Genomic DNA, 23516 nt, shown 5'->3' on the forward strand with positions numbered 1-23516 from the left:
GACAGAAACAAACATTGAGGAGGAATGGACATGGTGAACAAAGACGTCACAAAAGTATGTATCGGAAAAATCGAAGAATTGCCTGAACAATTAGGAAAAACAGTGTATATTGAAGATAAGGAGCTTGCGGTCTTTAAGCTTTCAAACGGGAGCATCCGCGCCATTGAAAACCGCTGTCCCCATAAGGGCGGCGTCCTTGCAGAAGGTATCGTCAGCGGCGAATATGTCTTCTGTCCGATGCACGACTGGAAAATCTCCTTGGAAGACGGAATCGTTCAAGAGCCGGATCACGGCTGTGTCAAAACATACGAAACGCTGATCGAAGGAGAATATGTTTATCTCGTATATTGATCAAAGACCGGATCACTTTCAAAGTGATCCTTCATTTTTTACAGTGACGGAAGGATGACATGATCATGAAAAACGGAATCGTATATTTTGTGGGCGCCGGACCTGGAGATCCAGGGCTCATCACCATAAAAGGAAAACAGGCGCTGGAGGAAGCGGATGTCATTTTGTATGACCGGCTCGCAAACCCTAAGCTGCTCGAATACGCATCACCAGACTGCCAGTTCATTTATTGCGGAAAACTGCCGGACCGCCATTTTATGAAACAAGCAGAGATCAATGCCCTGCTGATTGAAAAAGCGTCGGAGGGATTAACCGTTGTCCGTTTAAAGGGCGGAGATCCCAGCGTGTTTGGCAGAGTCGGCGAGGAAGCAGACGCTCTCCACCAGCATGGCATCCGCTATGAAATGGTGCCGGGCATCACCTCGGGAATCGCAGCGCCGCTGTATGCGGGAATCCCCGTCACGCACCGGGATTTCGCTTCGTCTTTCGCCATGATTACCGCACATGATAAATCCTTAAAAGGAACGCCGAACCTTGACTGGGAAGGGCTTGCCCGAAGCGTTCAAACGCTTGTGTTTTACATGGGTGTCAAAAACCTTACATTTATTTGCCAGCAGCTCATCACGTACGGAAAATCTCCTTCTGTCCCTGTCATCGTGATTCAATGGGGAACGTGGGGCCGCCAGCGGAGCGTAAAAGGAACGCTGCAGGATATCCATCAAAAAATACAGGAACAGCAAATCACAAATCCCGCCATTATCGTCATCGGTGATATTGTAAACGTTCAAACACACAGCTGGTTTGAAAGCAAACCATTCATCGGGCAGCATATGATGATAGTCACTCATGGCGAAGATGAGCATACGCTGGCAGACAAGCTGCGCGATTATGGTGCCGATGTCATCGAATGGCCAAAATGGCGGACTGAAAAAATGCCTGCCAACGAGGATATTCTAGGACAGATCAGCACCTTTGAGGATATTTTCTTCACATCACGCCGTGCGGTTAGCGAATTTTTTCAAGCGCTCGCGTCCAAACGAATCGACATTCGCCAGCTGACCGCACGCCTGAGTGCAGCGTCAGAAGCAGGAAAGGCAGAGCTTATAAAACGCGGCTTCATCATATCCGAGCACCATCACAATTCACCTAAAAAGCTGATTGTCGGCAGCCGTCATTCAGTAGAAGAAATGCAGAAATCAGAGTCCTGTTTGTGCTATATCACCCATGAAAACGTCATAGATGAGCGATTCACCAGAATGACCGAACGGACGATCAGTGAGTCTCCTCTGCACATGATCATTTGCCCCGGCAAGCAGTCCGCTCAGCAATTGATCAGCGCAGGAGAAGAAATCGGCATTTCACCAGAACCGTCAGCAAGCCGCCCCCCTGTCATCTGTATAGGCGATGGCGCGGCCGCCGCTGCATATGGGTTTACTGCCGTACAAGACCAAGAGCAATTATTTGCGTTTATACAAAATGAGCAAGTGGAGAAAAAGCTCCTCCACAGCTGATGATACAGCCCTTTTCCAAAGGGCTTTTTTATTTATGAACCAATTTTTTGTGGTGGGTGGAATACATCGCCATATTTTCCGCCTGAGGGTCCAGATAAGATTTCGCACTGTTGACGGCAGTCGGGCCTTCCGTAAAACCGCCGGCAATCAATCTGAGCTTGCTTTCATAATACGCCGCGTCCCCCGCAACAAACACGCCCGGAAGATTCGTCCGCATATGTCTGTCAGCTTTAATCCGGCCTTCTTCAATCTCGAGACCCCAATCCTTCATCGGGCCGAGATCAATTTTAAACCCGTGATTAATAATGAGCTCATCAAGCTCGATTTCCTCGGTATGTCCAGACTCAGCATGACAAACGGTGACGCTTTCGATGCGTTCTTCAGTGCCGCTGAGATGTTCCAGCCGATAAGGAGTAAGCACCCGCACAGATGACTGCTTCATTTTCGTCACGCTGCTTTCCAGTCCGCCGAATTCCTCCCTGCGGTGCACGACAGTAACAGACGCCGCAATCGGTTCCAGCTCATTAGCCCAATCGACCGCAGTATCTCCCCCGCCAGAAATCACGACCCGTTTGCCTCTAAACGCATCAAGCTTTTCCACTTTATAATGAAGATTTTTTCCTGCATATCGACTCGCATCCTGGCTGTCAAACTCATTGACCTCCAGCGTGCCCATGCCGACAGCCAAAATAACGGTTCTTGTATAGTGCTTCTCCCCCTCAGAGCTAGTCAGCACCATGGTTCCGTCATCCAGACGCTCAAATCCAGTCACTCGCTGATTCAGCACAATATCAGGGTCAAACGTCGCCGCCTGCTCCTTCAGCTGTTCGATCAGCTGCTCCCCGGCAATCCCCGGTATCCCGCCAATATCGCGAATGATTTTCTCAGGGAAAAATAAAGACACCTTGCCCCCGAGCCGCGGCAAATACTCGATCACTTTCGTTTTCAGCTCCCGCATGCCGCAGTAAAAAGCCGTAAACAGCCCGATCGGTCCCCCGCCTACAATCGTGACGTCATACACCTCTTGATTTTCAGCCATCCGTCCTGCCTCCCATTCCAAATCTATCATTAACGTTATATCGTTTAATTGAGAATGAATATCAATACAAAGTATATCATATTTCCAGAGTCCGTGTTCAACCATTTTGCCGGCCCTGAATAATAATTCCCGCGCAGGATGTTTGCTGCATCACTGGATTTCTTAGAATCCTAACCAAAGTGAAACGATCCTTCCTCCTCTTCCGTCAAACAATCAGTGCCTTTTTTCGTGATATAATCAGAGGCAGCTTACCATGAGCGGAGGTTTTATTGTGACAGCACAATCGTCTTTTCTTCAGCTGAATTCTATTTTTATCAGTATTTTAATAGAAGCCATTCCGTTTATTCTGATTGGCGTCATTTTGTCCGGAATCATTCAAATGTTTGTTTCTGAAGAAATGATTGCAAGGATCATGCCGAAAAACCGGTTTCTCGCAGTCTTATTTGGTGCGCTTGCCGGCATCTTATTTCCCGCCTGCGAATGCGGCATTATCCCGATTACGAGGCGGCTTCTGCTAAAAGGGGTTCCTCTTCATGCAGGTGTTGCTTTTATGCTGACTGCTCCTATCATCAATCCCATTGTTTTGTTTTCTACGTATATTGCGTTCGGGAATAGATGGAGCGTTGTCTTTTACCGGGGCGGACTGGCGCTCGCCGTTTCGGTGATCATCGGCATCATCTTATCCTATCAATTTAAGGATAACCAGCTTTTAAAGCCTGATGAACCCGGGCATCGCCATCATCATCACCACACCCTGCTGCAAAAGCTGGGAGGGACCTTGCGTCACGCCATTGATGAATTTTTCTCCGTGGGGAAATATTTAATCATCGGCGCCTTTATCGCAGCTGCGATGCAGACGTACGTCAAAACATCCACTCTGCTTGCGATCGGACAGAATGATGTATCATCTTCCCTCGTGATGATGGGCCTGGCGTTTGTCTTGTCGCTTTGTTCAGAAGTGGATGCATTTATTGCGTCTTCCTTCAGCAGCACATTTTCTTTAGGCTCGCTCATCGCCTTTCTCGTCTTCGGTGCGATGGTTGATATTAAGAATCTCTTGATGATGCTCGCGGCCTTCAAAAAACGATTTGTTTTCCTGCTGATTACGTATATTGTCGTGATCGTCTTAGCGGGATCACTACTGGTAAAGGGGTGATTGGATGTTTCGTCTATTGGTGCTGATGGGATTTACGTTTTTCTTTTATCATCTGCACACCTCAGGAAATCTAACAAAATATATCAATATGAAATATGCCTATCTGTCCTTTATTGCGATCTTCCTGCTGGCCATTTTGACAGCTGTTCAAGCCTATTTGTTTATCAAATCGCCTGAAAAAGGCGGGCATCATCATGACGATGATTGCGGCTGCGGCCATGATCACGAGCATGATCATGAACAAAACAAACCATTTTATCAGCGGTATTTTATTTATCTTGTTTTTATTTTCCCTTTGGTGTCAGGCATCTTTTTTCCGATTGCGACGCTTGACTCATCCATCGTCAAAACGAAAGGATTCTCGTTTAAGGCCATGGAAAGCGGAGATCACTACTCCCAAACCCAGTATCTGCGGCCTGATGCCAGCCTTTATTATGCGCAAGACAGCTATGACAAGCAGATGAAACAGCTGTATAAAAAATATTCTGGTAAAAAAGAGATTTCTCTGACCGATGATGATTTCTTAAAGGGTATGGAAACCATTTATAACTATCCGGGCGAATTTCTCGGCCGTACGATTGAATTTCATGGATTTGCGTATAAAGGAAACGCAATTAACAAAAACCAGCTCTTCGTATTGCGGTTTGGCATTATTCACTGTATCGCTGATTCCGGCGTTTACGGGATGCTAGTGGAATTTCCGAAGGACATGGATATTAAGGATGATGAATGGATTCATATCAAAGGCACTTTGTCCTCAGAATACTATCAGCCATTCAAATCCACCCTCCCTGTCGTGAAAGTGACGGACTGGAACACCATTAAAAAACCTGATGATCCGTATGTTTACAGAGGATTTTAATTGAAGACGAAACCAGTACAAGTACTGGTTTCTTTTTTTATTTCTTTTTCATCAGCATCAAATCAAGATAGAGCTGGCATCGCGTTCTGAAATCGCTTAAATCGATGGATGTCATTTCAAGAATCTGCTTGATGCGGTAATTTAATGTGTTTTGGTGAATAAACAGCTGTTCTGCGGCTGGTTTTGTTTTGCAATTGTTGAGGAGATAGATTTCCAGCGTCTTCAGCAGCTCGGTGCTGCTTTCTTGGTCTTTCGCTTTTAGTAAAGCCAAATCCTTATTCTCGTATTCCAAAAAGTCATTTTTCTGTTCAATGCTTTCTAAATAACGATAAATACCGAGCTTCTCATATTCATATGGAATGTTTTCCTGGTTGCCGGTTATTTCTGCGGCTTTAATGACTTCCAATGCTTCTGTATAGCTTTTTCCGAGCTTTAAGATGTGATCATATTCGTTTCCGATACCGATATAGATAGGGGTAGGAATTTTTTGAAAGTGAAAATGTGTTAACAGCTTGTTAATGAATTCAGCAGCTGCTGAGGAGGCGGAGCTTTTTTGGGAAAAACTCGCTACGACGATGACAATATTGGATTCTATCGTTAAGACATGACTGACTTTATCCCGCAAATTCAGGTAAGACCTGATATTTTCCTTTAAATCTTCCACCGCTTCCCCATCCCCATTCGCGGCGTGCAGGATGACAACTGAAAACACAGAAGGCAGCACGGTGTTGATTCTCTCAGCTTCGCGCCTGAGCTCCTTTTCAGAAATAAATTGCTGATAGATAGCCCGTTTGATGAGGTCCTCAGCTCTTTCTTCCTTTTCCTGTTTCAGCTTGTTCGCTTTATAAATTATTTTTCCGACATGGAAGGAGGTCTCGTACAAAAAATCGAGCTCTTCGTCTGTCAGATCACGATCCAGTTCCTGAATCCAGATGTAGCCCATGACTTCCCCTTTATGCTTCGCACTCACGACTACTCTCTGATTTAACCCAATGCTCTCAATTTTATTGACGCGAAAAGGCTCAGGTTCTGTTTTCAGCTTTTCAATGATCCCGTCCTTCAAAAACCTCTCAAAAATCTGAACCGGACATTTTTTTGAAAAAATAGTCTGCTGGTTCGCAGAATCAAAATGGTTAATATAGTAAGAATTGTAGGCTAACAAAAAGAAATCCGCGCTTTCCAGTATCACTGGTTTTTGCAGTTCATAGCTGATAAAGTCAATCAGCTTATCAACATCTGAAAATGAAAAAACTCTCTCTAAAAGCTCTTCCATACCTTTTTTCTCCTATACTTTTTTTACTTTAATCATATCCATACGGGGTCTTTTTGTATAGAAAAAAATACGTTTGTTTCCAAAAGAAAAAACAGCGGTCTTAAAAGGAGAAAAGAGGAAAAAGGGATATCCCCTTCCTCCTCCTTTCGATCTTTATTGTGACATCGTATCTTGGTAGTCTTTAAACTGGTCTGTCACATCTTGTGACGGAGCCTGCGTCAATACGCTGACGATATAGACAGATAATAGACTCGCAGCAAAACCAGGTATGATTTCATACAGAAAGCCCGAAAGACCGGCATTCGCCCAAATGATTACAGTCGCTGCCCCTACAATCATGCCGGCGAGTGCCCCCCATTTGGTCATTCGTTTCCAAAATAAACTGAGCAGTACAACTGGTCCAAAAGATGCACCGAAGCCCGCCCACGCGTAGCTGACCAATCCAAGGATGGTATTGTTTTTCTCCCATGCCAGAACTAACGCGACAATTGAAACAGCCAGCACAGCCAGACGCCCTAAAAACACCAGTTCTTTATCAGAAGCTGAGCGCCGGAACATCGACTTATACAAATCCTCTACCAAAGAGCTTGATGTGACAAGCAGCTGGGAAGAGATCGTACTCATGATGGCCGCTAAAATCGCAGAAATCAGAAAACCTGTGATAATTGGGTGGAACAAAATGTTTCCTAATTGAATAAAAATCGTCTCCGGGTCCTTCAATGTCATGCCCCGCTGATGGTAATAAGCGATTCCGCCCAAACCTGTCAGCACTGCGCCGGCTGCCGAAAGAATCATCCATCCCATTCCGATTCTGCGCGCTCTTTTGATCTCTTTGACAGACGTAATCGCCATAAAGCGCACAATGATATGCGGCTGGCCGAAGTAGCCCAAGCCCCAGGCAAACAATGAAATGATGCCAAGAACACTGGTTCCTTTAAAAATATTAAACATATCAGGGTCCACAGAGCGGATCTCAGCAGTTGTTTCACCTATTCCCCCGGTGTGGAAAAACGTAACGATAGGAACGAGAATAAGTGCTGCAAACATAATGATCCCCTGAACAAAATCTGTCCAGCTGACAGCCAGAAAGCCCCCAAACAGGGTGTACGCGACAACAACACCAGTCACAATCCACAAGCCGGTGTGATAATTCATCCCCAAGATGCTGTTGAATAAGACGCCGCCGGACACCATTCCGGACGATACATAAAATGTGAAAAAGACTAAAATGACAATTCCTGAAAACAGTCTGAGGAGCTTTGTTTGATCTCCGAAACGATTTTCAAGGAATCCGGGAATCGTAATCGAATTCCCCGCTTTTTCTGTATATGTTCTCAGCCGCGGCGCGACGTAGAGCCAGTTTGCCCATGCTCCAAGGCAAAGCCCGAACACAATCCAAACGCCGCTTAGTCCAGTTGAAAACATGGCGCCCGGAAGCCCCATCAGCAGCCAGCCGCTCATATCGGCAGCTCCCGCACTGAGAGCGGTTACAGCCGGACCTAAGGAACGTCCTCCCAGCATGTAATCCGTCAGGTTTGACGTACGTTTGTAGGCAAAGTAGCCGATCAGCAGCATCCCCGCCATATAAATACAAATTGAAATAATCAGCTGTGTGTTTTCTATGGCACTTCCTCCTCTTTTTTATAGTATATGGATGAAATGGACACCCCCGCAGGGAGGATGCCCATTTAGTCCCGCTTTAGAACATTTCACTGATTGTTTTTGCCTGCATGTGCAGTGCCAGGTAATCAGGACCGCCGGCTTTTGAATCTGTGCCGGACATTTTGAAGCCGCCGAACGGATGGTAGCCGACGATGGCTCCTGTACAGTTGCGGTTAAAGTACAGATTTCCAACATGGAATTCTTGTTTTGCACGCTCAATGTGCTTGCGGTTGTTTGTGATCACCGCTCCCGTTAAACCGTACTCAGTATTGTTGGCCACTTCTAATGCTTCATCAAAGCTTGATACTTTAGAGAAAGCGACAACAGGCCCGAAAATTTCTTCCTGCATGAGTCTTGCTTTCGGTTCAAGGTCAGCGAAGATCGTCGGTTTGATGAAGAATCCTTTTGAATCATCACCAGTGCCGCCGCTTACTAATCGGCCTTCCTCTTTTCCGATCTCAATATAACTCATAATTTTATCATAAGAACCCTGGTCAATGACAGGTCCCATGTAAACATCTGCGCTGTCAGGGCTAGCCGTTACTTTAGATTCTGTAATTTCAATAACGCGCTCTAATACTTGATCATACACTTTTTCATGGACAACAGCACGTGAACCCGCAGAACATTTTTGGCCCGCAAAGCCGAATGCAGATGTAAAGATGGATTGAGCCGCCAATTCAATGTCCGCATCCTCATCCACTACAACTGTATCCTTACCGCCCATTTCAGCAATAACACGTTTTAAGTGCTGCTGGCCTGGCTGAACTTTTGCCGCACGTTCGAAGATTCTCGTACCGACTTCTCTTGATCCCGTAAACGTGATAAGGCTTGTTTTTGGATGGTCAACAAGGTAGTCACCGACTTCCGCTCCGCTTCCAGGAACAAAGTTGACAACGCCTTTTGGCAGACCGGATTCTTCAAGAACCTCAACGAATTTCGCAGCAATGACAGGCGTTGCGCTCGCAGGTTTAAGAACAACTGTGTTACCGGTAACGATCGGTGCTACTGTTGTTCCCGCCATAATCGCGAACAAGAAGTTCCAAGGCGGAATAACGACTGTTACGCCAGTCGGCGTGTATACATATTGGTTTTTCTCGCCTTCACGGCTGTTGACCGGTTTTCCTTTTGCCAGTTCAATCATTTGGCGTGCATAATATTCCATGAAGTCAATCGCTTCAGCCGTATCGGCATCTGCCTCGTTCCAAGGCTTCCCTGCTTCTTTTACGAGCAAAGCGGAGAATTCATGCTTTCTGTTGCGGACTTTGGCAGCCGCGCGGAACAGGACAGCCGCTCTTTCTTCCGGAGACGTGTATCTCCACTCTTCAAAGGCTTTAGCCGCAGCTTCAATTGCTTGCTCAGCGTGCTCTTGAGAAGCTTTTGAGACTCTGCCGACTACCTCTTCTTTATTAGCCGGGTTAATTGAAACGATCTTCGCTTCTGTTTCCACTCTTTCACCGTTGATGACAAGAGGATGGTCTTTTCCTAAATATTCGTTTACTGTCGCAAGCGCTTTTTTAAACGCTTCTACGTTGTTTTGGTCTTGGAAATTTGTGAATGGTTCATGTTTGTAAGGTGTTGTCATTGTAATCTCTCCTTTTTTACTTCTTCGTCATTCCTTTGAAAGCAAATGCAATGTTTGACGGACGTTCTGCCAGGCGTCTCATAAAGTAGCCGTACCAATCCTCTCCGTAAGGCAGGTAGACTCTCATGTTATAACCTTCATTTACGAGGCTGAGCTGGGTTTGCGACCGCATGCCGTACAGCATCTGGAATTCAAACATGTCATTGGAAATGCCGTTTTCCCTGGCAAGCTGCTTTGTATAATCGATCATTTTATCGTCATGTGTCGCAATCGCTGTGTAGTGACCATTTAAGAGCTGCTTTCGGATGATTTTTTTGTAGTTCTCATCGACATCGCTTTTTTCCGGAAAAGCCACTTTTTCTGATTCCTTATATGCTCCTTTTACAAGACGAAGGAACGGTTTCAAAGAATCCAAATCGTCAATATCGTTTTCCGTCCGGTACAGATAGGCCTGCAACACCGTGCTTACATACTCGTATTTCCTTCTGAAATCCTTGAATATATCAAGCGTTTTCTGGCATCTGACCTCGTCTTCCATGTCTATGGTGACCATGACTTTATGCTTCTCGGCCGTCTGGACGATTTTCGTCATATTTTCATACACCAGATCCATATCTATATCGAGACCTAAAGACGTCATCTTTAAAGAAACGTGTGAGTTCAGCTGCTGATCCGCAATGGTCTCAATGGTTTGGATGCATTCTTCCGTGCGTTCCCTTGCGACCTCGGCGCTGTTCACAAACTCGCCTAAATGATCGACAGTAACTGACAAGCCTTGGCTGTTAAGCTGTCGAATTGTCGGGATTGAACTGTTAAAATCATTCCCGCCGATAATTTTACCCGCTGCTACCCGGCTTCCCCAGTTTCTCGCCATCTTATTGAGAAAGCCGCTTTTGGATAAAAATAAGAAAAAATCTCTTGTGATCACTTCCAATCTCAACACCCCGCAATCTAAGAAGTATTTGTATGAGTTTATTGTAAATGGACAAAACCTCCGTTCACAATATTCTCAAAATACAAAGATTCTGATTATTTTTGTGGGTTTCTCACAATTAGATAGTTAGAAAGTCGGGGGACTTCCTGTCGAAATATGGAGAGAGGAAGCGACATGAAACATCAGCTTCCTCCATCATTCCACACTTCTTCAACAGTATTCAAAAGCAAACGATTCAGCTCAGGCGTGATATCTTTTTTGATGATTTTCAGCGTTTTCGCCGCTTCCATAATCCTTTCAATCTCCGTTTCAATGAATTGGTGAATCACATGAATTCTTGCTTCTAGATCCAGTTCTTCACCTTTTCTTTTGCGCTCAAGCAAGGTTTCCATCTCTGCTCTCAGTTCGGGTTCCGTAATCAATTCATTCATCAAAACAGTAAAATCCATCGGCGGAATGGTTCCGTGCTTTTCAATCCACTTACACGCCAGTATCGGCCGCAGCACGTAAAAATACTTTTTGATTTTCACCTCTTGCCCTTGCAGGTAATCCTTGACGTTTCTTTTTGCCATATTGATATAGTGATACACACTGGCTTCAGGCTTAAACGCTGTGCTTCGCAGCTTTCTCAGCTGCTCTGCGGTCGTAAAGGCTTCGTAATACACAATGTCTGAGGACAGCCACTCAAGCAGCGGAGGGTTTGATTTTTTGAAAAGACGCAGCGTTTTTCTCAGTTCCCAGCCGCTGATATCCAGCAAATCGTGGATCGGCTCTTCAATGACATCCCGCTCCTGCTCAATTGAAAAATACCACTCCTTTTTCGGCACATAAATAAAGCGGACATCATAATCGCTGTCTTGCGACGGGAATCCCCAAGCACGGCTCCCTGATTCAACGGCATACACGATTTTAACGCTGTATTCCTGCTCAATTCGTTTTAGTTCATCAATGATTCTTTGTTTCATATATATTCGTCTCCCGTCTTTTCTCATTCCGGCTGTCTGCAGAAAAAAACCGCCCGATGATGCGGCGGCTCTTCACGTCTGTCAGCCTTTAAGATGCTGCTTAAAGAAGGCAAGCTTTTCCGTTTGAAAGGCAGGGATATACTCATGCCCAAAGTAGCGGTACACCTTCAGCTCTTTTTCTGTCTCCAGATGGTTATATGCCGCAAACACAGTAGAAGGCGGCGTAATCTTGTCAATCAGCCCGATCGACATCATTACAGGCACCTTCACCCTGTCAGCCAGATTCATAATATCGAAATACGTTAGTGTATTCATAGCCCGCTCTTCTGTTTCCGGTCTGCCATTTCTTCTGAAAAAGGAATTGATTTCGAGATACGGCTGTTCAAGCGCCACATCGATGGCTCGCTCGAAATTGCTTAAATAAGGATAATCAGCAACAGCGGCTTTCGGAATATCTGACAGAGCAGCGGCCGCAATGGTTATGCCTCCGCCCTGGCTTCCGCCTGTCACGCCGATTCTTGTTTCGTCGACTTCATCAAAGCTGCTGATGACTTCAAGCGCGCGGACGGCGTCCAAATAAACTCCCCGGTAGTAGTATGTATCTTTATCAAGAATTCCTTTCGTCATCCAGCCCAATGCGTGTCCGTGCGGAGAAATACTGGTGTCCTCGCTGCCCTGCTGGCCGCGGACAAGCATGCCGAACGTAGCGTATCCGTGCAGCGCCCAATTGACCATTTCATGAATGTCTCCGTCATAGCTTGCATTGTAGCCGTGATATTTGACGATCGCCGGATGCGGGCCTTCTTTGTCAGGCACCGTATACCATCCGGCAATGCTGGCATTTCCAAAACTTTTATATGTGAGGCGGTATACCTTCACCCCGTCAGCAGGATAATCAACCGGCTGTAAGTCAGGAACTGCTTGAACTTTGGCAAGCTCATTCAAAGAGGATTTCCAAAACTCAGAAAAATCTTTTTGGGCAGTTTTGTCAGGCTTATACGTTTGCAATTGGTCGAGCGGCATATCGAATAGTTGCATTTCCGATTATTCTCCTTTGTTTAATAAGATTTAGTTTATTCTATACTATCACGTTTTGAATCTATTTTCTAAATTTTTTAACATCTGTTTCTGATTCAATCCCTCGACGTGCATTCGTTCTTGTGATGAATATCCTTCTATCCTTGACACCATATTCACTCTTCTTGATCAAACGTTTGTTTAACCGATTCCCGGCTCAGTTCCATAAAGGCCTGAGCGGTCAGACTGACATAGCGGTTCTTTAAAAATACAAAAACCAGAGTGCGTGAAGGCGCAGATTGAAGAGATAAATAGATGACACCCGGGTCTTTGTCTCTTTTGACCATATTTGGCGCCAGTGTTACCCCCAAACCGTTTGCCACAAGGGATTGCGCGGTTTCGATGTGGCTCGTTTTAAACGCGGCGTTTGGCTTAAAGCCGCTTTCCGCACATAGGTCAAGTACCGTCCGGCGAAAACCGTAGCCCTCCTTCAGCAAAATAAAAGGAACGTGCTTTGCCATCTCAAGCGGCACGCACGGCGGCCGGCTCCCCTCTCCTTCCAGCGCTTTATCAATCAGTGCAGTCATGTCGGGCGGCATCCACCTTTGTTTTTCCTTTGGTACGGCAAGAACGATCGGCTCCGTCAGCAAGGGTTCGATGGAGAGTCTCTCATCCTCGATCGGCAAGGATAAAACAGAAAGATCAACCTCACCCTTTGCCGTCATCTCCTCTAAGGCAGCTGGGTCTTTTTCGATAAGCTGAACCTCCATATGGGGATAACGCGCTAAAAACTGCTTCAGCAGCGGAGGAAAAATATATCTCCCTGTTACAGCCGGAATCCCGATCGAAAGCTTGTGTCCCAGTCCTTGAGAACGCTCCTGCATCTCCCGCAGCAAGTCATCCCTTGATCGAATGATGTCCTCAGCCTTTTCAATAAAACGGCGGCCGTGCGGTGTCAGCGTAACAGAGCCGTGTGACCTGTGAAAAAGAGTAAGCCCAAGTTCCATCTCCAGCTTTTTGATTTGCTGGCTGAGAGAAGGCTGGGCGATATGAAGGTGCTTCGCCGCTTTTGTAAAGCTCTGTCGGCGGGCAATTTCCGCAGCATATTCCATCACTTTAATATCCATTTCAGCCTCCATAGGTTGAAACTATCGAATTCATCATTTTTATATCTTGGACGAATCATAACAGACATTGCTAACATAATCCATATCACCACCAAAAATGAAGGAGCTGGTTCACTTGCCAAATGAAACTCCGTTTTCGAAAAATGCTGAGATGTACCGTGATGAGAAGGTATTTGCTGAGGGTGAAGATTTAGCGATGCTGATCAAAACTGCGGAATGCCGTGCAGAGCAGCGAGTGCTTGATGTCGGAGCGGGAGCGGGCCATACAGCGCTGGCTTTTTCCCCTTACGTCCAAGAATGCATCGGCATTGATGCGACGCAAGAAATGGTTGACGTTGCTTTATCTTTTGCGGAAGAAAAAGGCGCTTTCAATGTACACTTTCAGAAAGGAACGGCAGAGGAGCTTCCTTTCCCTGACGATTCATTTGATGTCATCACCTGCCGATATGCGGCTCACCACTTTTCCAATGTTCATCAAGCCGTCAGTGAAGTTGCACGCGTGATGAAAAAGAACGGACGGTTTTTCCTGGTCGATCACTACGCGCCTGAAGCTCCTGATCTTGATGAGTTTGTCAATCATTTGAACCGGCTCAGAGATCCTTCTCACGTACGCGAAAGTTCATTATCGGAATGGCAGTCAATGTTTACGGCCAACCAGCTCGGCTATGAAGAAATCCAAAAGTGGAATTTGCCGATTGAATACAACAGCTGGATCAAACGAGGCGGAACCCCCGCCGATCGGGAACAGCGTATCATCAGCCATTTGAACAACGCGTCTGACGAAGCCCGTGACACCTTTTGCCTCGAATTGAATCAAAACGGAAAGCCTGAATCCTTTTGCTTAAAAGCGATATTGATCCAAGGCGTGAAGCGATAAAAAAAGCCGTGCATACCGCACGGCTTTTACATTGGCTGATAAAGATCCCAACCGATTTTTAACGTCTCCACAATGTAATCTGCAATCTCTTCAGGAGCAAGGTTGTCTGTTTCCACTTTTGAATTGTGCTTGTCATAGATGACTTTTCTTTCGTTAAACAGCTGCTCCATTTCATCCATTGACCGGTTATGCAGCACCGGGCGGCTTTCGATCAGCAAATTCGCGCGCTGCTTCCAGTTCTCCCAAGACAGATCGAGGTGAAGCACCAGACAATGTTCGAGACAGCATTTTCTGATTTCCTCTTGTTTAAAAGAGCCTCCGCCAAGTGAGACAATTTTAAATCTTGTATGGTGGCATAGATTCAGGATATATTCTTTTTCTGTTTTCCGGAAAAAGTCCTCACCTTTTTTTTCAAACATCTCAGGGATCGACATGTTGAAATCCTTTTCGATTTCTTGGTCAATATCGATAAAATCTCTATATAATTTCTTAGCGACCAATTGGCCGATTGTCGTTTTTCCTACACCCATGAATCCAATCAGGACGATATTTCTTTCTCTTACTGGGATGGCTCGTTTAGCGTTCATCTTCGGCGAAATCCTCCTAAGGAATGAAAGTTTATCTTCATTATATGCTGATTTTGCGAATATTTATATAGATACCGGCTCAGGCGTCCTCTATTTCATTAAGCTTTCCTACAATAAAACATAAGAAAACGCAATGGCCTCCGTGATGCAGAATAAAAGATGTAACATGACGAAACGTCGTTTTTGAGCAGTCGGCTCCGTTTCTTTTTTGCGTTCAATAACCTTCTTGTCCGGATGACATTCATTGTACAACATTTTCAGAAATAATTTAATACTTCGACGCAAAAAAGCATTAAATGATTAAACGTCCTTCCTCTCTCTGCGTTTATCCGTTTTTCATCAGGGAAAAAGATGACGGGAGGGATGTGAGATGAAAATAAGCTTTTGTACAACCGGGTGTAAAAAGCAAAATGTAATGGACGTCATTTCCTTTGCGAAGGAGCAGTCCTTTGACGGGATTGATTTGTGGTACGGCCACATCGAACAGTATGAACAGGACTTCGGGCCGCTGGACAGCCTTTATACCCTGCTGCAGCAGCATAAACTGAAGGTGCCCGCGGTCAGCTTATACACCGATTTTGTGACACAAGGAGAAGAAGAAACAAAAGAAGCAGTGAGAAAAGGGCTTCGGGCTGCGAGACAGCTTCACAGCCCGCTTATTCGCGTATTTGCCGGCAATCAGGCGTCAAACAGAACGTCACCGGAAAAATGGCTGCGTGCGGTTGAACAATTCCAGCAGGCTGCGCAAATGGCAGACGGCTATGAGGTGAATATCGGTCTGGAAATTCACTATGATACGTATGCCGATACACCTGAAGCTGCTTTAACATTTTTGAAGGCTGTCGGCCATCCGAGACTCCGAACGATTTTTGACGGGTCAAATCTGCACGCGAACCGAATTGACCAGCTGCCCGCTTTAGAAAAAACCTTTCATACGATCAGCCATATCCATTTGAAAAACTACCGCTGGAACTTTGATATCTGGTATCTGAGCGAGCCAACTCCGATTTTTCAAGGAGATCTCGATCAAAAAGCATTTTTAAAAGAGCTGATGAACAGACAATATGATGGTTTTGTTTCTCTTGAGTATTTTGGAGAACATGCCTTTACGCATATAAAGGAATCGCTCCGCGAATATACGTCTGTTTTTTCCCGCTGACTCTTCGATCGAAGGGTCTTTTTTTGTATCATAAACAAAAAGGGGGATATCATGATGATCATTTGGATAAATGGGGCTTTCGGTTCCGGAAAAACACAAACAGCGTTTGAACTGCACAGAAGGCTGAAACCGTCTTACGTATATGATCCTGAAAAGATGGGGTTTGCGATGCGTTCGATGATACCGCCGGATATCGCTGAAGATGACTTTCAAAGCTACCATCTGTGGCGGGAATTCAATTACAGCATGCTTTCCTATTTATCAGATACATATCAGGGCATCATCATTGTGCCCATGACCATTACGAATGATCAATACTTCGATGACATTATCGGCAGGCTGAGACAGGATGGCCGGACCATTCACCACTTTACCCTGCTGGCTTCAAAGGAAACATTGCTGAAACGCCTGCGCACCAGAGCGGAAGGAAAAAACTCCTGGGCCGCAAAACAAATCGACCGCTGCATCAACAGCCTGTCTGATAGCCTCTTCACAGAACATCTCCATACAGACCAAATGTCTATTCAGCAGGTCGCAGAAACGATCGCTGCCCAAGCAAATCTGCCGCTTGAGCCTGATTCGAGAGGCAGCCTGCGAAGATTCACTGACAGATTGATGGTGAAGCTGAATCATATCCGTATCAAATAAAAGACGTTTTGAAAGCATGTCCCTGATACATGCAAATGGATCAATAAATAAAAAGCCCACTCCAAGAGTGGGCTTTTATCATATTATTTCCACCAGTCATCAAACATAGAAGCTGGGACCTGGCGCTTATGCTCCGTCACGCTGTAGCGTTTCTCCAGCGCTTCTGACGCCTTCGCCGATACTTCTTTTCCTTCGAGATAATCATCAATCTCATCGTAGGAAATGCCAAGCTCAGTTTCATCAGACTGCTGCGGCTTTTCATCCAGCAGATCGGCAGTCGGTTCTTTTAAGTATAAGCGTTCCGGTGCATCCAGCTCTTTCAGCAGGCTTCTTCCCTGACGCTTTGTTAAACCTGTCAGCGGCAGGAGATCTGCGCCTCCGTCACCGTATTTCGTAAAGAAACCAGTCACGGCTTCGGCCGCATGGTCTGTTCCAATCACAAGAAGGCCTTCTTGGCCGCCGATCGCGTATTGAGCAATCATTCTCGTTCTCGCTTTTACGTTTCCTTTATTAAAGTCTGTCAGCTTATCGCCTGTCTCTTGCTGATATTGATCCGCAAAAGCGCTGACTGTTGATTGAATGTCAAATTTCCATGATTTATCCGGCTTGATGAATTTCAGAGCGAGCTGGGCGTCATCTTCATCCTGCTGTGTGCCGTGCGGAAGACGGACCGCGATAAATTGAGCGTCTCCGCCCTCCTCGCGAATGTTTTCCACCGCAAGCTGAGCAAGTCTTCCCGCAAGTGTTGAATCCTGTCCGCCGCTGATGCCAAGCACAAGTCCTTTAGCGCCGGTTTTCTTTACATATTGTTTTAAAAAATTGACTCTGTCCTCAATTTCTTGCTTTGGATCAATTGAGGGCTTCACATGTAATTCACGCATAATCTTTTCCTGCATGCTCATCCCAATCATTCCTCCTGTACATTTTCGCTTGTTTCTTACTGTTCATTTCCCCGAATCAATGAAAATGAATCATGACTGTTATGTATCCATATTAACTATAGCACAGGTCTTATTTCATAGTGAATAAGAGAGATCAGCTGACTTCAACCCGTATGGACGTCACACTGTCGCCATTGCACTTTCCTTTTTCAATCGGGCAGGAAGAAAACGCGACAACCAAATCCATCTCCGCTCTGAGTCTGACGTAATCCCCGGCATTTGACAGCGGCGTTTCCACAGACAGGTTCCCTTTCTCATCCAGAACGGTATTCATAAAAATCGCAAACGGATAATGCATATGCGGCTTCGGCACGCCGAACTGCTCAAGCGCCCGGTTCATATTGTCATAACACGTATCCTGGAACTCGTCCTTTTGTTTTCCGTATAACAGCCGGTTCATATCAGGCCGGCAGGCGGGCAGAAGCAGGTCATGCTTGCCGACTGTATCCTCAATGAGCGTTAGCATCGGTTTATACAAATTAGAGTAAATATGATCGTTTACCTTCACATGAATGGAATGATTGGCATCAATGGTCGCTCCCTGATCAAGATGCTCATAAAAATCCTTTGCGTGGTACGCCACAAAATCAGCAACCTGCTGCCCCTCTACATCAACCACCTTCAAAATCTGGCCCTTTTTCAGCTTCAGGCCGAGCCCTTTCTTCGGCTGAACGATATATTGCTGTGTCATCCGCTTCGCTCCTTTTTCTATTAGTATGAGCGTTTACCATCGCCTCCATGTAAAAAGAGGCAAAAATCCGATGCATATAAGCCTTGCGCGGGTTGCAATCTAACCTTAGATAAAAGGGGTTGAATGTAAATGAGTCAAACAAAAAAAGACCAAGAAAAAGGAAATCTGGCTTGGTGGCAGCTTTCATTAATCGGGATAGGATGCACAATCGGAACAGGTTTTTTTCTCGGTTCCAGCATCGCAATTGTGAAAAGCGGATTTTCCGTTCTGCTTTCATTTCTAATTGGAGCGATCGGCACTTATTTTGTATTCGAACAGCTTGCCAAACTTTCGGCAAAACACCCTGAAAAGGGCTCGTTCTGTTCATATGCGAGAAAAGCGTTCGGCAGGTGGGCCGGCTTCAGCAACGGCTGGGTGTACTGGTCATCTGAAATGCTGATTACCGGAAGCCAGCTGACAGCCATTTCGTTATTTACGAAGCATTGGTTTCCTCAAGTACCGCTGTGGGTATTTGCTTCCATCTATGCTGTACTTGGGCTTCTCATTATTTTTACCGGACTTTCTGTTTTTGAAAAAACAGAAAACGTGCTGGCAGTTATCAAAACAGCCGCTATCTTCATGTTTATCGTGATTGCCATTCTGGCTTTGTGCGGCATATTATCAGGCGGAAAGCCGGAGGTGCAGATTCCGAATGAGACGAAAGAATTTTTCCCATTCGGAGCTATGGGGCTGTGGACAGGCCTGATTTATGCATTTTACGCGTTTGGCGGCATTGAAGTCATGGGGCTCATGACGGTTCATTTAAAGAAGCCGGAGGAAGCCTCAAAATCAGGAAAGCTGATGCTGGCAACGCTGGCGATTATTTATATCATTTCAATCGGGCTCGCTTTGCTACTAGTTCCTTTACACAAGTTTACAGAACAGGACAGCCCGTTTATTACGTCTTTAAAAGGATTTCATCTCGAAGTGATCCTTGATATTTTTAACGGCATTTTTATTATCGCGGGCTTCTCGACCCTTGTCGCTTCACTCTTTGCCGTGACAACATTGCTTTGTACGATGGCCGATGACGGCGACGCGCCGAAATGCTTTACTCTAAAAGAAGGCAAAAAAATATGCTGGCCCGCGCTCGGATTAACATTTGCGGGGCTTATCGTGTCTATCGTACTGTCTTTAGTGCTGCCTAAAAATATATATGAGCACATGACAACAGCGGCCGGGCTTATGCTTTTATACACTTGGCTGTTTATCCTGTTCTCCAGCAAAAAGCTGACCGATCCGGCAGCCATGGCGAAAACGCAAATTTATTTGGCGACAATTCTGATCGCGGCGGCTGTGTCCGGCACGCTGTTTGAAAAATCAAGCCGACCCGGATTTTTTGTCAGCTTGGGATTTCTAGCTGTCATTGCCGTTGTCACCTTGATCTATCAAAAAAAGCAGGGACACAAAGACCGCCCTGCCAGCTCGTGAACTATTTCATTTTGTTAAACATGTTCTTTAAATATGAAAACGGGCATTTTGATACCTGTTTTTCATCATCCCTGAGAAAATACTGTTTCCATTCCCGATTATCCTTTCCTCCGTACCAGCCTAAATGCGGATGAATCGGGGCTTGATCATAAGCCTGTAAACGGGATCGGATCAGCCTGCTCATGTTTCGGCCAGATGCGGTTGAACCATTTAGATCTTCAAACACCCATCTTGGCTGGAACGTGATCATAAAATAAGGAAAGCTTCGGCTTCTCCTCGCATCATGAGCCGGCGTTGCACACAGAATAAAATACGGCTCGCCGTCAAAACAAAACTCCCATTTATAATGCTCTGGATCGGCCGGAATATCTGCCGGCCACTCTTTTTCATCTTGTTCGCTCAGTCTATTTAAAAAGCGCCAAAACAGCTCTTCATATGCTTCAATGGAATAATGCTCAGCCAAATCCTCCGGTGTATCAAATAACACAACCAATGACGTATACTTCCCGGAGTCTCGCGAGATATTCCCATACTCCGCAAGCAGCGGCGCCAGTTCCTCCACCGTACCGTTTTCCCTGGGATCTCCTGCAAAGGCAATGCGAAGCTGATCAGTCAGAAATGCCTGACGGCCGGGAATACACGGGAACTTATCCGCGTCATCCGCCAAAGTTTCTGCTAATAGCTCAAAAGCGATCCTTTGCCATTCCGGGAACTCAGCTTGATTCCGTTCCAGAAAACTTTTGGTGTAAATCCCTTTCACCATTGATCCACCTCCAGTATCATCTGAATACTATATTAAAACGGAAGGCGGCAGGTGACTGTCCTTTTTGAATCAGCCCAATAACTCTTTAATGCCTTGATAACCGAAGTAAAAACCGAATACAAGCAAGGATATGCCAGCAATCGCGGTGAATCCCCGCAACAGCTTTTCGTGAAGCAGGTTCCTGAATGTACTGGCTGCGATCGCCATGCAAAAATCCCAGATTAAAATGCCAATCATAATGCCGGAACTATAGATGAGAAGCTGACTCATATTGTAAGCCTCCGCCGTTTTTGCAAGAATACTCCCGTAAATCCCAAGCCAAAAGAGGATACTCAATGGATTTGACAATGAGATGAGAAAACCCGAGGCAAATGTTTTTCTGTAGGACGGCTTCCCCTTCGAGCTGCGTACGTCTATCGCTTCCCTGATATTCTTCAGCGTTTCAATACCGGTATAGGTCAGTACAAAAAAGCCAAAGAGCCACAAAAACGTTTTCACAAACGGAGCGGTCAAAAACTGTGACAGACCGAAATAGATGAAAAGCATGTACAGTCCGTCAGCTGTCATGGCGCCTAAACCAAAAATCCACGCATGCCAAAACCCGTTTTTAATGCCTTTATCAATTTGCGCCGCATTGACAGGTCCCACAGGCGCAGACAAGGACAGCCCCAGCACAATATAACTCAAAAAAATGTTCACCGGCCCGTACTCCCCTCTCTTACTCAACTTGTACAATTTATTCGGGAACGGGCCAAGCTATGCACAAAACTCACCTATTGTTTCAAGCGGTCAAGCTCTTCCTCTATAATATCGGAGGCTTTGCCGATAAAACCGAAAATCAGTTCCAATTCCTCCTCCGTATACTCGCGGCACAGATCCATCGTCGACTCTGACAGTGATCGGAACAAATCCTTCACATGCTGTTTAGAAGCGGTAAGAGGCACGATAATCACTCTTCTGCGGTCGTTCGGGTCCCTTTCACGGGCCACATACCCCGCTTTTTCCAGCCGGTCAACGAGCGCCGTAACCGAACCCGTGCTGAGTCCCGTCTTTCTCCCCAGTTCGCCGGCCGTCATTGGCCCCGCTTCATTTAAGATGTCAGCTGATTTCAAATCGGTGGGAAACAGACCGAGAGCCTGAGCGGCTGCCTGATGAAACAGAACCGTTCTTGTGCCCAATTTCCGAAAAAGCTGAACGGAAGTCTTTTCCAACTCACTTCTGGAATCTCTTGTTGACAACTGACAGTCCTCCCTATAAAATCAAATTTATCTTGATAATCGAGATAATTAATAATCAAACTATTATCATGATATCAAACCTTACTTAGAAAAGGTAGAGGAGGTAGAATAAATGGATACAACAGCCGCAAAATATCCTTCCACTAAATTTGTGGTTCTCGGTCTTTTGCTGGGCATTTTAATGTCGGCAATGGACAATACAATTGTTGCCACAGCGATGGGCAGCATCGTGGCTGATCTTGGAAGCTTTGATAAATTTGCATGGGTAACTGCATCCTACATGGTAGCGGTGATGGCTGGAATGCCGATTTACGGCAAGCTTTCCGACATGTACGGCCGAAAACGTTTTTTCCTGTTTGGACTTATCTTTTTCTTAATCGGGTCGGCATTATGCGGAATCGCACAAACAATGAACCAGCTGATCATCTACCGGGCCATTCAGGGGATTGGGGGCGGAGCGCTCCTGCCGATTGCCTTCACGATTATCTTTGATTTGTTTCCGCCGGAAAAACGCGGAAAAATGTCAGGCATGTTCGGCGCTGTATTTGGATTATCAAGTGTTCTCGGCCCGCTGTTAGGCGCTATTATCACAGACTCTATCAGCTGGCACTGGGTGTTTTACATCAACGTCCCTATCGGTGCACTGTCATTGTTTTTCATCATTCGCTATTACAAAGAATCGCTGGAGCATAAAAAGCAGAAAATTGATTGGGGCGGCGCGATTACTTTAGTCGTATCCATTGTGTGCCTGATGTTCGCGCTTGAGCTCGGCGGCAAAACATACGACTGGAATTCGATTCAAATCATTGGCCTGTTTATCATTTTCGCTGTTTTCTTTATTGCCTTTTTTATTGTGGAGAGAAAAGCGGAAGAACCGATTATCTCCTTCTGGATGTTTAAGAACCGCTTGTTTGCCACAGCGCAGATTCTCGCTTTTCTTTATGGCGGAACATTCATTATTTTAGCAGTGTTTATTCCGATTTTCGTACAGGCGGTATACGGCAGCTCAGCGACAAGCGCAGGCTTCATTCTGACACCGATGATGATCGGATCAGTGATCGGAAGTATGATCGGCGGAATCTTCCAAACGAAGGCAAGCTTCCGCAATCTGATGCTGATTTCCGTCATATCTTTCTTTATCGGCATGCTGCTGCTTTCCAATATGACGCCGGACACAGCGCGCGTATGGCTGACTGTCTTTATGATGATTTCAGGCTTCGGCGTAGGCTTTAACTTCTCGCTTCTCCCGGCAGCATCCATGAATGATCTTGAACCTCGTTTTCGGGGAACGGCCAACTCCACGAATTCATTTTTACGATCATTCGGCATGACGCTCGGCGTCACGATTTTCGGCACGGTTCAGACGAACGTATTCACAAACCAGCTCAGCGATGCCTTCAGCGGGATGAAAGGCTCCGCCGGCTCAGGCGCTCCGCAGAATATCGGTGATCCACAGGCGATTTTCCAAGCCGGCACACGATCACAGATCCCTGCTGCGATTCTGAACCGGATCATCGACGCCATGTCATCAAGCATCACATATGTCTTTTTACTTGCTTTGATTCCAATTGTCCTCGCGGCGATCACCGTTTTGTTCATGGGAAAAACAAGAGTCAAAACAACTGAGGAAATGACGAAGAAAGCAAATTAATACAAAAAG

General features: G+C 45.8%; 23 protein-coding genes. 9 read left to right on the plus strand and 14 right to left on the minus strand.

Features of this window, described 5'->3' with window-relative positions; genetic code table 11:
- Positions 1–30 precede the first annotated feature (30 nt).
- The gene (gene nirD / locus DIC78_RS08330) at positions 31–351 is read left to right on the plus strand and encodes a nitrite reductase small subunit NirD (protein WP_024120163.1); all 321 of its coding nucleotides are present in this window, start codon (positions 31–33) and stop codon (positions 349–351) included.
- Between the two features lie 59 nt (positions 352–410).
- On the plus strand, positions 411–1862 hold the full coding sequence (cobA, locus tag DIC78_RS08335) for a uroporphyrinogen-III C-methyltransferase (RefSeq protein WP_127696026.1): 1452 nt from the start codon (positions 411–413) through the stop codon (positions 1860–1862).
- A gap of 28 nt (positions 1863–1890) precedes the next feature.
- On the opposite strand, the gene DIC78_RS08340 is transcribed toward cobA, so the two are convergent.
- Positions 1891–2901 carry an NAD(P)/FAD-dependent oxidoreductase gene (locus DIC78_RS08340; protein WP_127696028.1) on the minus strand — a complete coding sequence of 337 codons (1011 nt, stop codon included), beginning with the start codon at positions 2899–2901 and terminating at the stop codon, positions 1891–1893.
- 271 nt (positions 2902–3172) lie between these two features.
- Between DIC78_RS08340 and DIC78_RS08345 the strand changes: the two genes are divergently transcribed.
- Positions 3173–4057, plus strand: coding sequence for a permease (locus tag DIC78_RS08345; RefSeq protein WP_082687818.1), 885 nt, complete (start codon positions 3173–3175; stop codon positions 4055–4057).
- A 4-nt stretch (positions 4058–4061) separates the two neighbouring features.
- Positions 4062–4919 carry a TIGR03943 family putative permease subunit gene (locus tag DIC78_RS08350; RefSeq protein WP_101860177.1) on the plus strand — a complete coding sequence of 286 codons (858 nt, stop codon included), beginning with the start codon at positions 4062–4064 and terminating at the stop codon, positions 4917–4919.
- A gap of 37 nt (positions 4920–4956) precedes the next feature.
- Here DIC78_RS08350 and putR read toward each other — a convergent pair whose 3' ends face one another.
- The 7 genes from putR to DIC78_RS08385 all read right to left on the minus strand — a co-directional run bounded on the left by putR (position 4957) and on the right by DIC78_RS08385 (position 13482).
- Positions 4957–6192: a proline utilization transcriptional regulator PutR gene (gene putR / locus DIC78_RS08355; RefSeq protein WP_010332961.1), complete on the minus strand. Its 1236-nt coding sequence runs from the start codon at positions 6190–6192 to the stop codon at positions 4957–4959.
- Positions 6193–6345: 153 nt separating this feature from the next.
- Positions 6346–7767, minus strand: a complete 1422-nt coding sequence (putP, locus tag DIC78_RS08360; protein WP_240312838.1) for a sodium/proline symporter PutP — start codon at positions 7765–7767, stop codon at positions 6346–6348.
- Positions 7768–7891: 124 nt separating this feature from the next.
- Positions 7892–9439, minus strand: coding sequence for an L-glutamate gamma-semialdehyde dehydrogenase (gene pruA / locus DIC78_RS08365; protein ID WP_127696030.1), 1548 nt, complete (start codon positions 9437–9439; stop codon positions 7892–7894).
- Positions 9440–9455: 16 nt separating this feature from the next.
- Positions 9456–10367: a proline dehydrogenase PutB gene (putB, locus tag DIC78_RS08370; RefSeq protein ID WP_127696919.1), complete on the minus strand. Its 912-nt coding sequence runs from the start codon at positions 10365–10367 to the stop codon at positions 9456–9458.
- 188 nt (positions 10368–10555) lie between these two features.
- Positions 10556–11338, minus strand: coding sequence for a nucleotidyltransferase domain-containing protein (locus DIC78_RS08375; RefSeq protein WP_024120156.1), 783 nt, complete (start codon positions 11336–11338; stop codon positions 10556–10558).
- 81 nt (positions 11339–11419) lie between these two features.
- Positions 11420–12376, minus strand: a complete 957-nt coding sequence (gene cah / locus DIC78_RS08380; protein ID WP_127696032.1) for a cephalosporin C deacetylase — start codon at positions 12374–12376, stop codon at positions 11420–11422.
- 155 nt (positions 12377–12531) lie between these two features.
- Positions 12532–13482, minus strand: coding sequence for a LysR family transcriptional regulator (locus DIC78_RS08385; protein ID WP_127696034.1), 951 nt, complete (start codon positions 13480–13482; stop codon positions 12532–12534).
- A 115-nt stretch (positions 13483–13597) separates the two neighbouring features.
- Between DIC78_RS08385 and DIC78_RS08390 the strand changes: the two genes are divergently transcribed.
- Positions 13598–14359, plus strand: a complete 762-nt coding sequence (locus DIC78_RS08390; RefSeq protein WP_127696036.1) for a class I SAM-dependent methyltransferase — start codon at positions 13598–13600, stop codon at positions 14357–14359.
- 26 nt (positions 14360–14385) lie between these two features.
- Here DIC78_RS08390 and DIC78_RS08395 read toward each other — a convergent pair whose 3' ends face one another.
- Positions 14386–14946, minus strand: coding sequence for a shikimate kinase (locus DIC78_RS08395; protein WP_127696038.1), 561 nt, complete (start codon positions 14944–14946; stop codon positions 14386–14388).
- Between the two features lie 370 nt (positions 14947–15316).
- On the opposite strand from DIC78_RS08395, the gene DIC78_RS08400 reads away from it, so the two are divergent.
- Both DIC78_RS08400 and tmrB read left to right on the plus strand, forming a co-directional pair.
- Positions 15317–16105 (plus strand): sugar phosphate isomerase/epimerase family protein, encoded by a 789-nt coding sequence (locus tag DIC78_RS08400; protein WP_127696040.1) that lies wholly within the window; start codon positions 15317–15319, stop codon positions 16103–16105.
- 54 nt (positions 16106–16159) lie between these two features.
- A complete protein-coding gene (gene tmrB / locus DIC78_RS08405; RefSeq protein WP_106021094.1) occupies positions 16160–16753 on the plus strand; it encodes a tunicamycin resistance ATP-binding TmrB in 594 nt (197 codons plus the stop codon).
- A gap of 83 nt (positions 16754–16836) precedes the next feature.
- On the opposite strand, the gene nadE is transcribed toward tmrB, so the two are convergent.
- Positions 16837–17655, minus strand: a complete 819-nt coding sequence (nadE, locus tag DIC78_RS08410; protein WP_127696042.1) for an NAD(+) synthase — start codon at positions 17653–17655, stop codon at positions 16837–16839.
- 133 nt (positions 17656–17788) lie between these two features.
- Entirely contained in the window at positions 17789–18385 is a 597-nt protein-coding gene (locus DIC78_RS08415; protein ID WP_044161986.1) for a DUF1989 domain-containing protein, read from the minus strand.
- 129 nt (positions 18386–18514) lie between these two features.
- Here DIC78_RS08415 and DIC78_RS08420 point away from each other — a divergent pair, with 129 nt between their 5' ends.
- Positions 18515–19855: an amino acid permease gene (locus tag DIC78_RS08420; RefSeq protein ID WP_103672186.1), complete on the plus strand. Its 1341-nt coding sequence runs from the start codon at positions 18515–18517 to the stop codon at positions 19853–19855.
- Between the two features lies 1 nt (position 19856).
- Here DIC78_RS08420 and DIC78_RS08425 read toward each other — a convergent pair whose 3' ends face one another.
- From DIC78_RS08425 to DIC78_RS08435, 3 genes are all read right to left on the minus strand, one after another.
- Complete coding sequence (locus DIC78_RS08425) at positions 19857–20618, minus strand: YqcI/YcgG family protein (protein WP_127696044.1); 762 nt, start codon at positions 20616–20618, stop codon at positions 19857–19859.
- 69 nt (positions 20619–20687) lie between these two features.
- On the minus strand, positions 20688–21317 hold the full coding sequence (locus tag DIC78_RS08430; RefSeq protein WP_024120145.1) for a LysE family translocator: 630 nt from the start codon (positions 21315–21317) through the stop codon (positions 20688–20690).
- A 74-nt stretch (positions 21318–21391) separates the two neighbouring features.
- Entirely contained in the window at positions 21392–21856 is a 465-nt protein-coding gene (locus DIC78_RS08435) for a MarR family transcriptional regulator (protein WP_127696046.1), read from the minus strand.
- Positions 21857–21968: 112 nt separating this feature from the next.
- On the opposite strand from DIC78_RS08435, the gene bmr3 reads away from it, so the two are divergent.
- The gene (gene bmr3 / locus DIC78_RS08440) at positions 21969–23507 is read left to right on the plus strand and encodes a multidrug efflux MFS transporter Bmr3 (protein ID WP_106021104.1); all 1539 of its coding nucleotides are present in this window, start codon (positions 21969–21971) and stop codon (positions 23505–23507) included.
- Positions 23508–23516 lie beyond the last annotated feature (9 nt).

Source organism: Bacillus halotolerans (assembly GCF_004006435.1).
GTDB classification, from domain to species: Bacteria; Bacillota; Bacilli; order Bacillales; family Bacillaceae; genus Bacillus; species Bacillus halotolerans.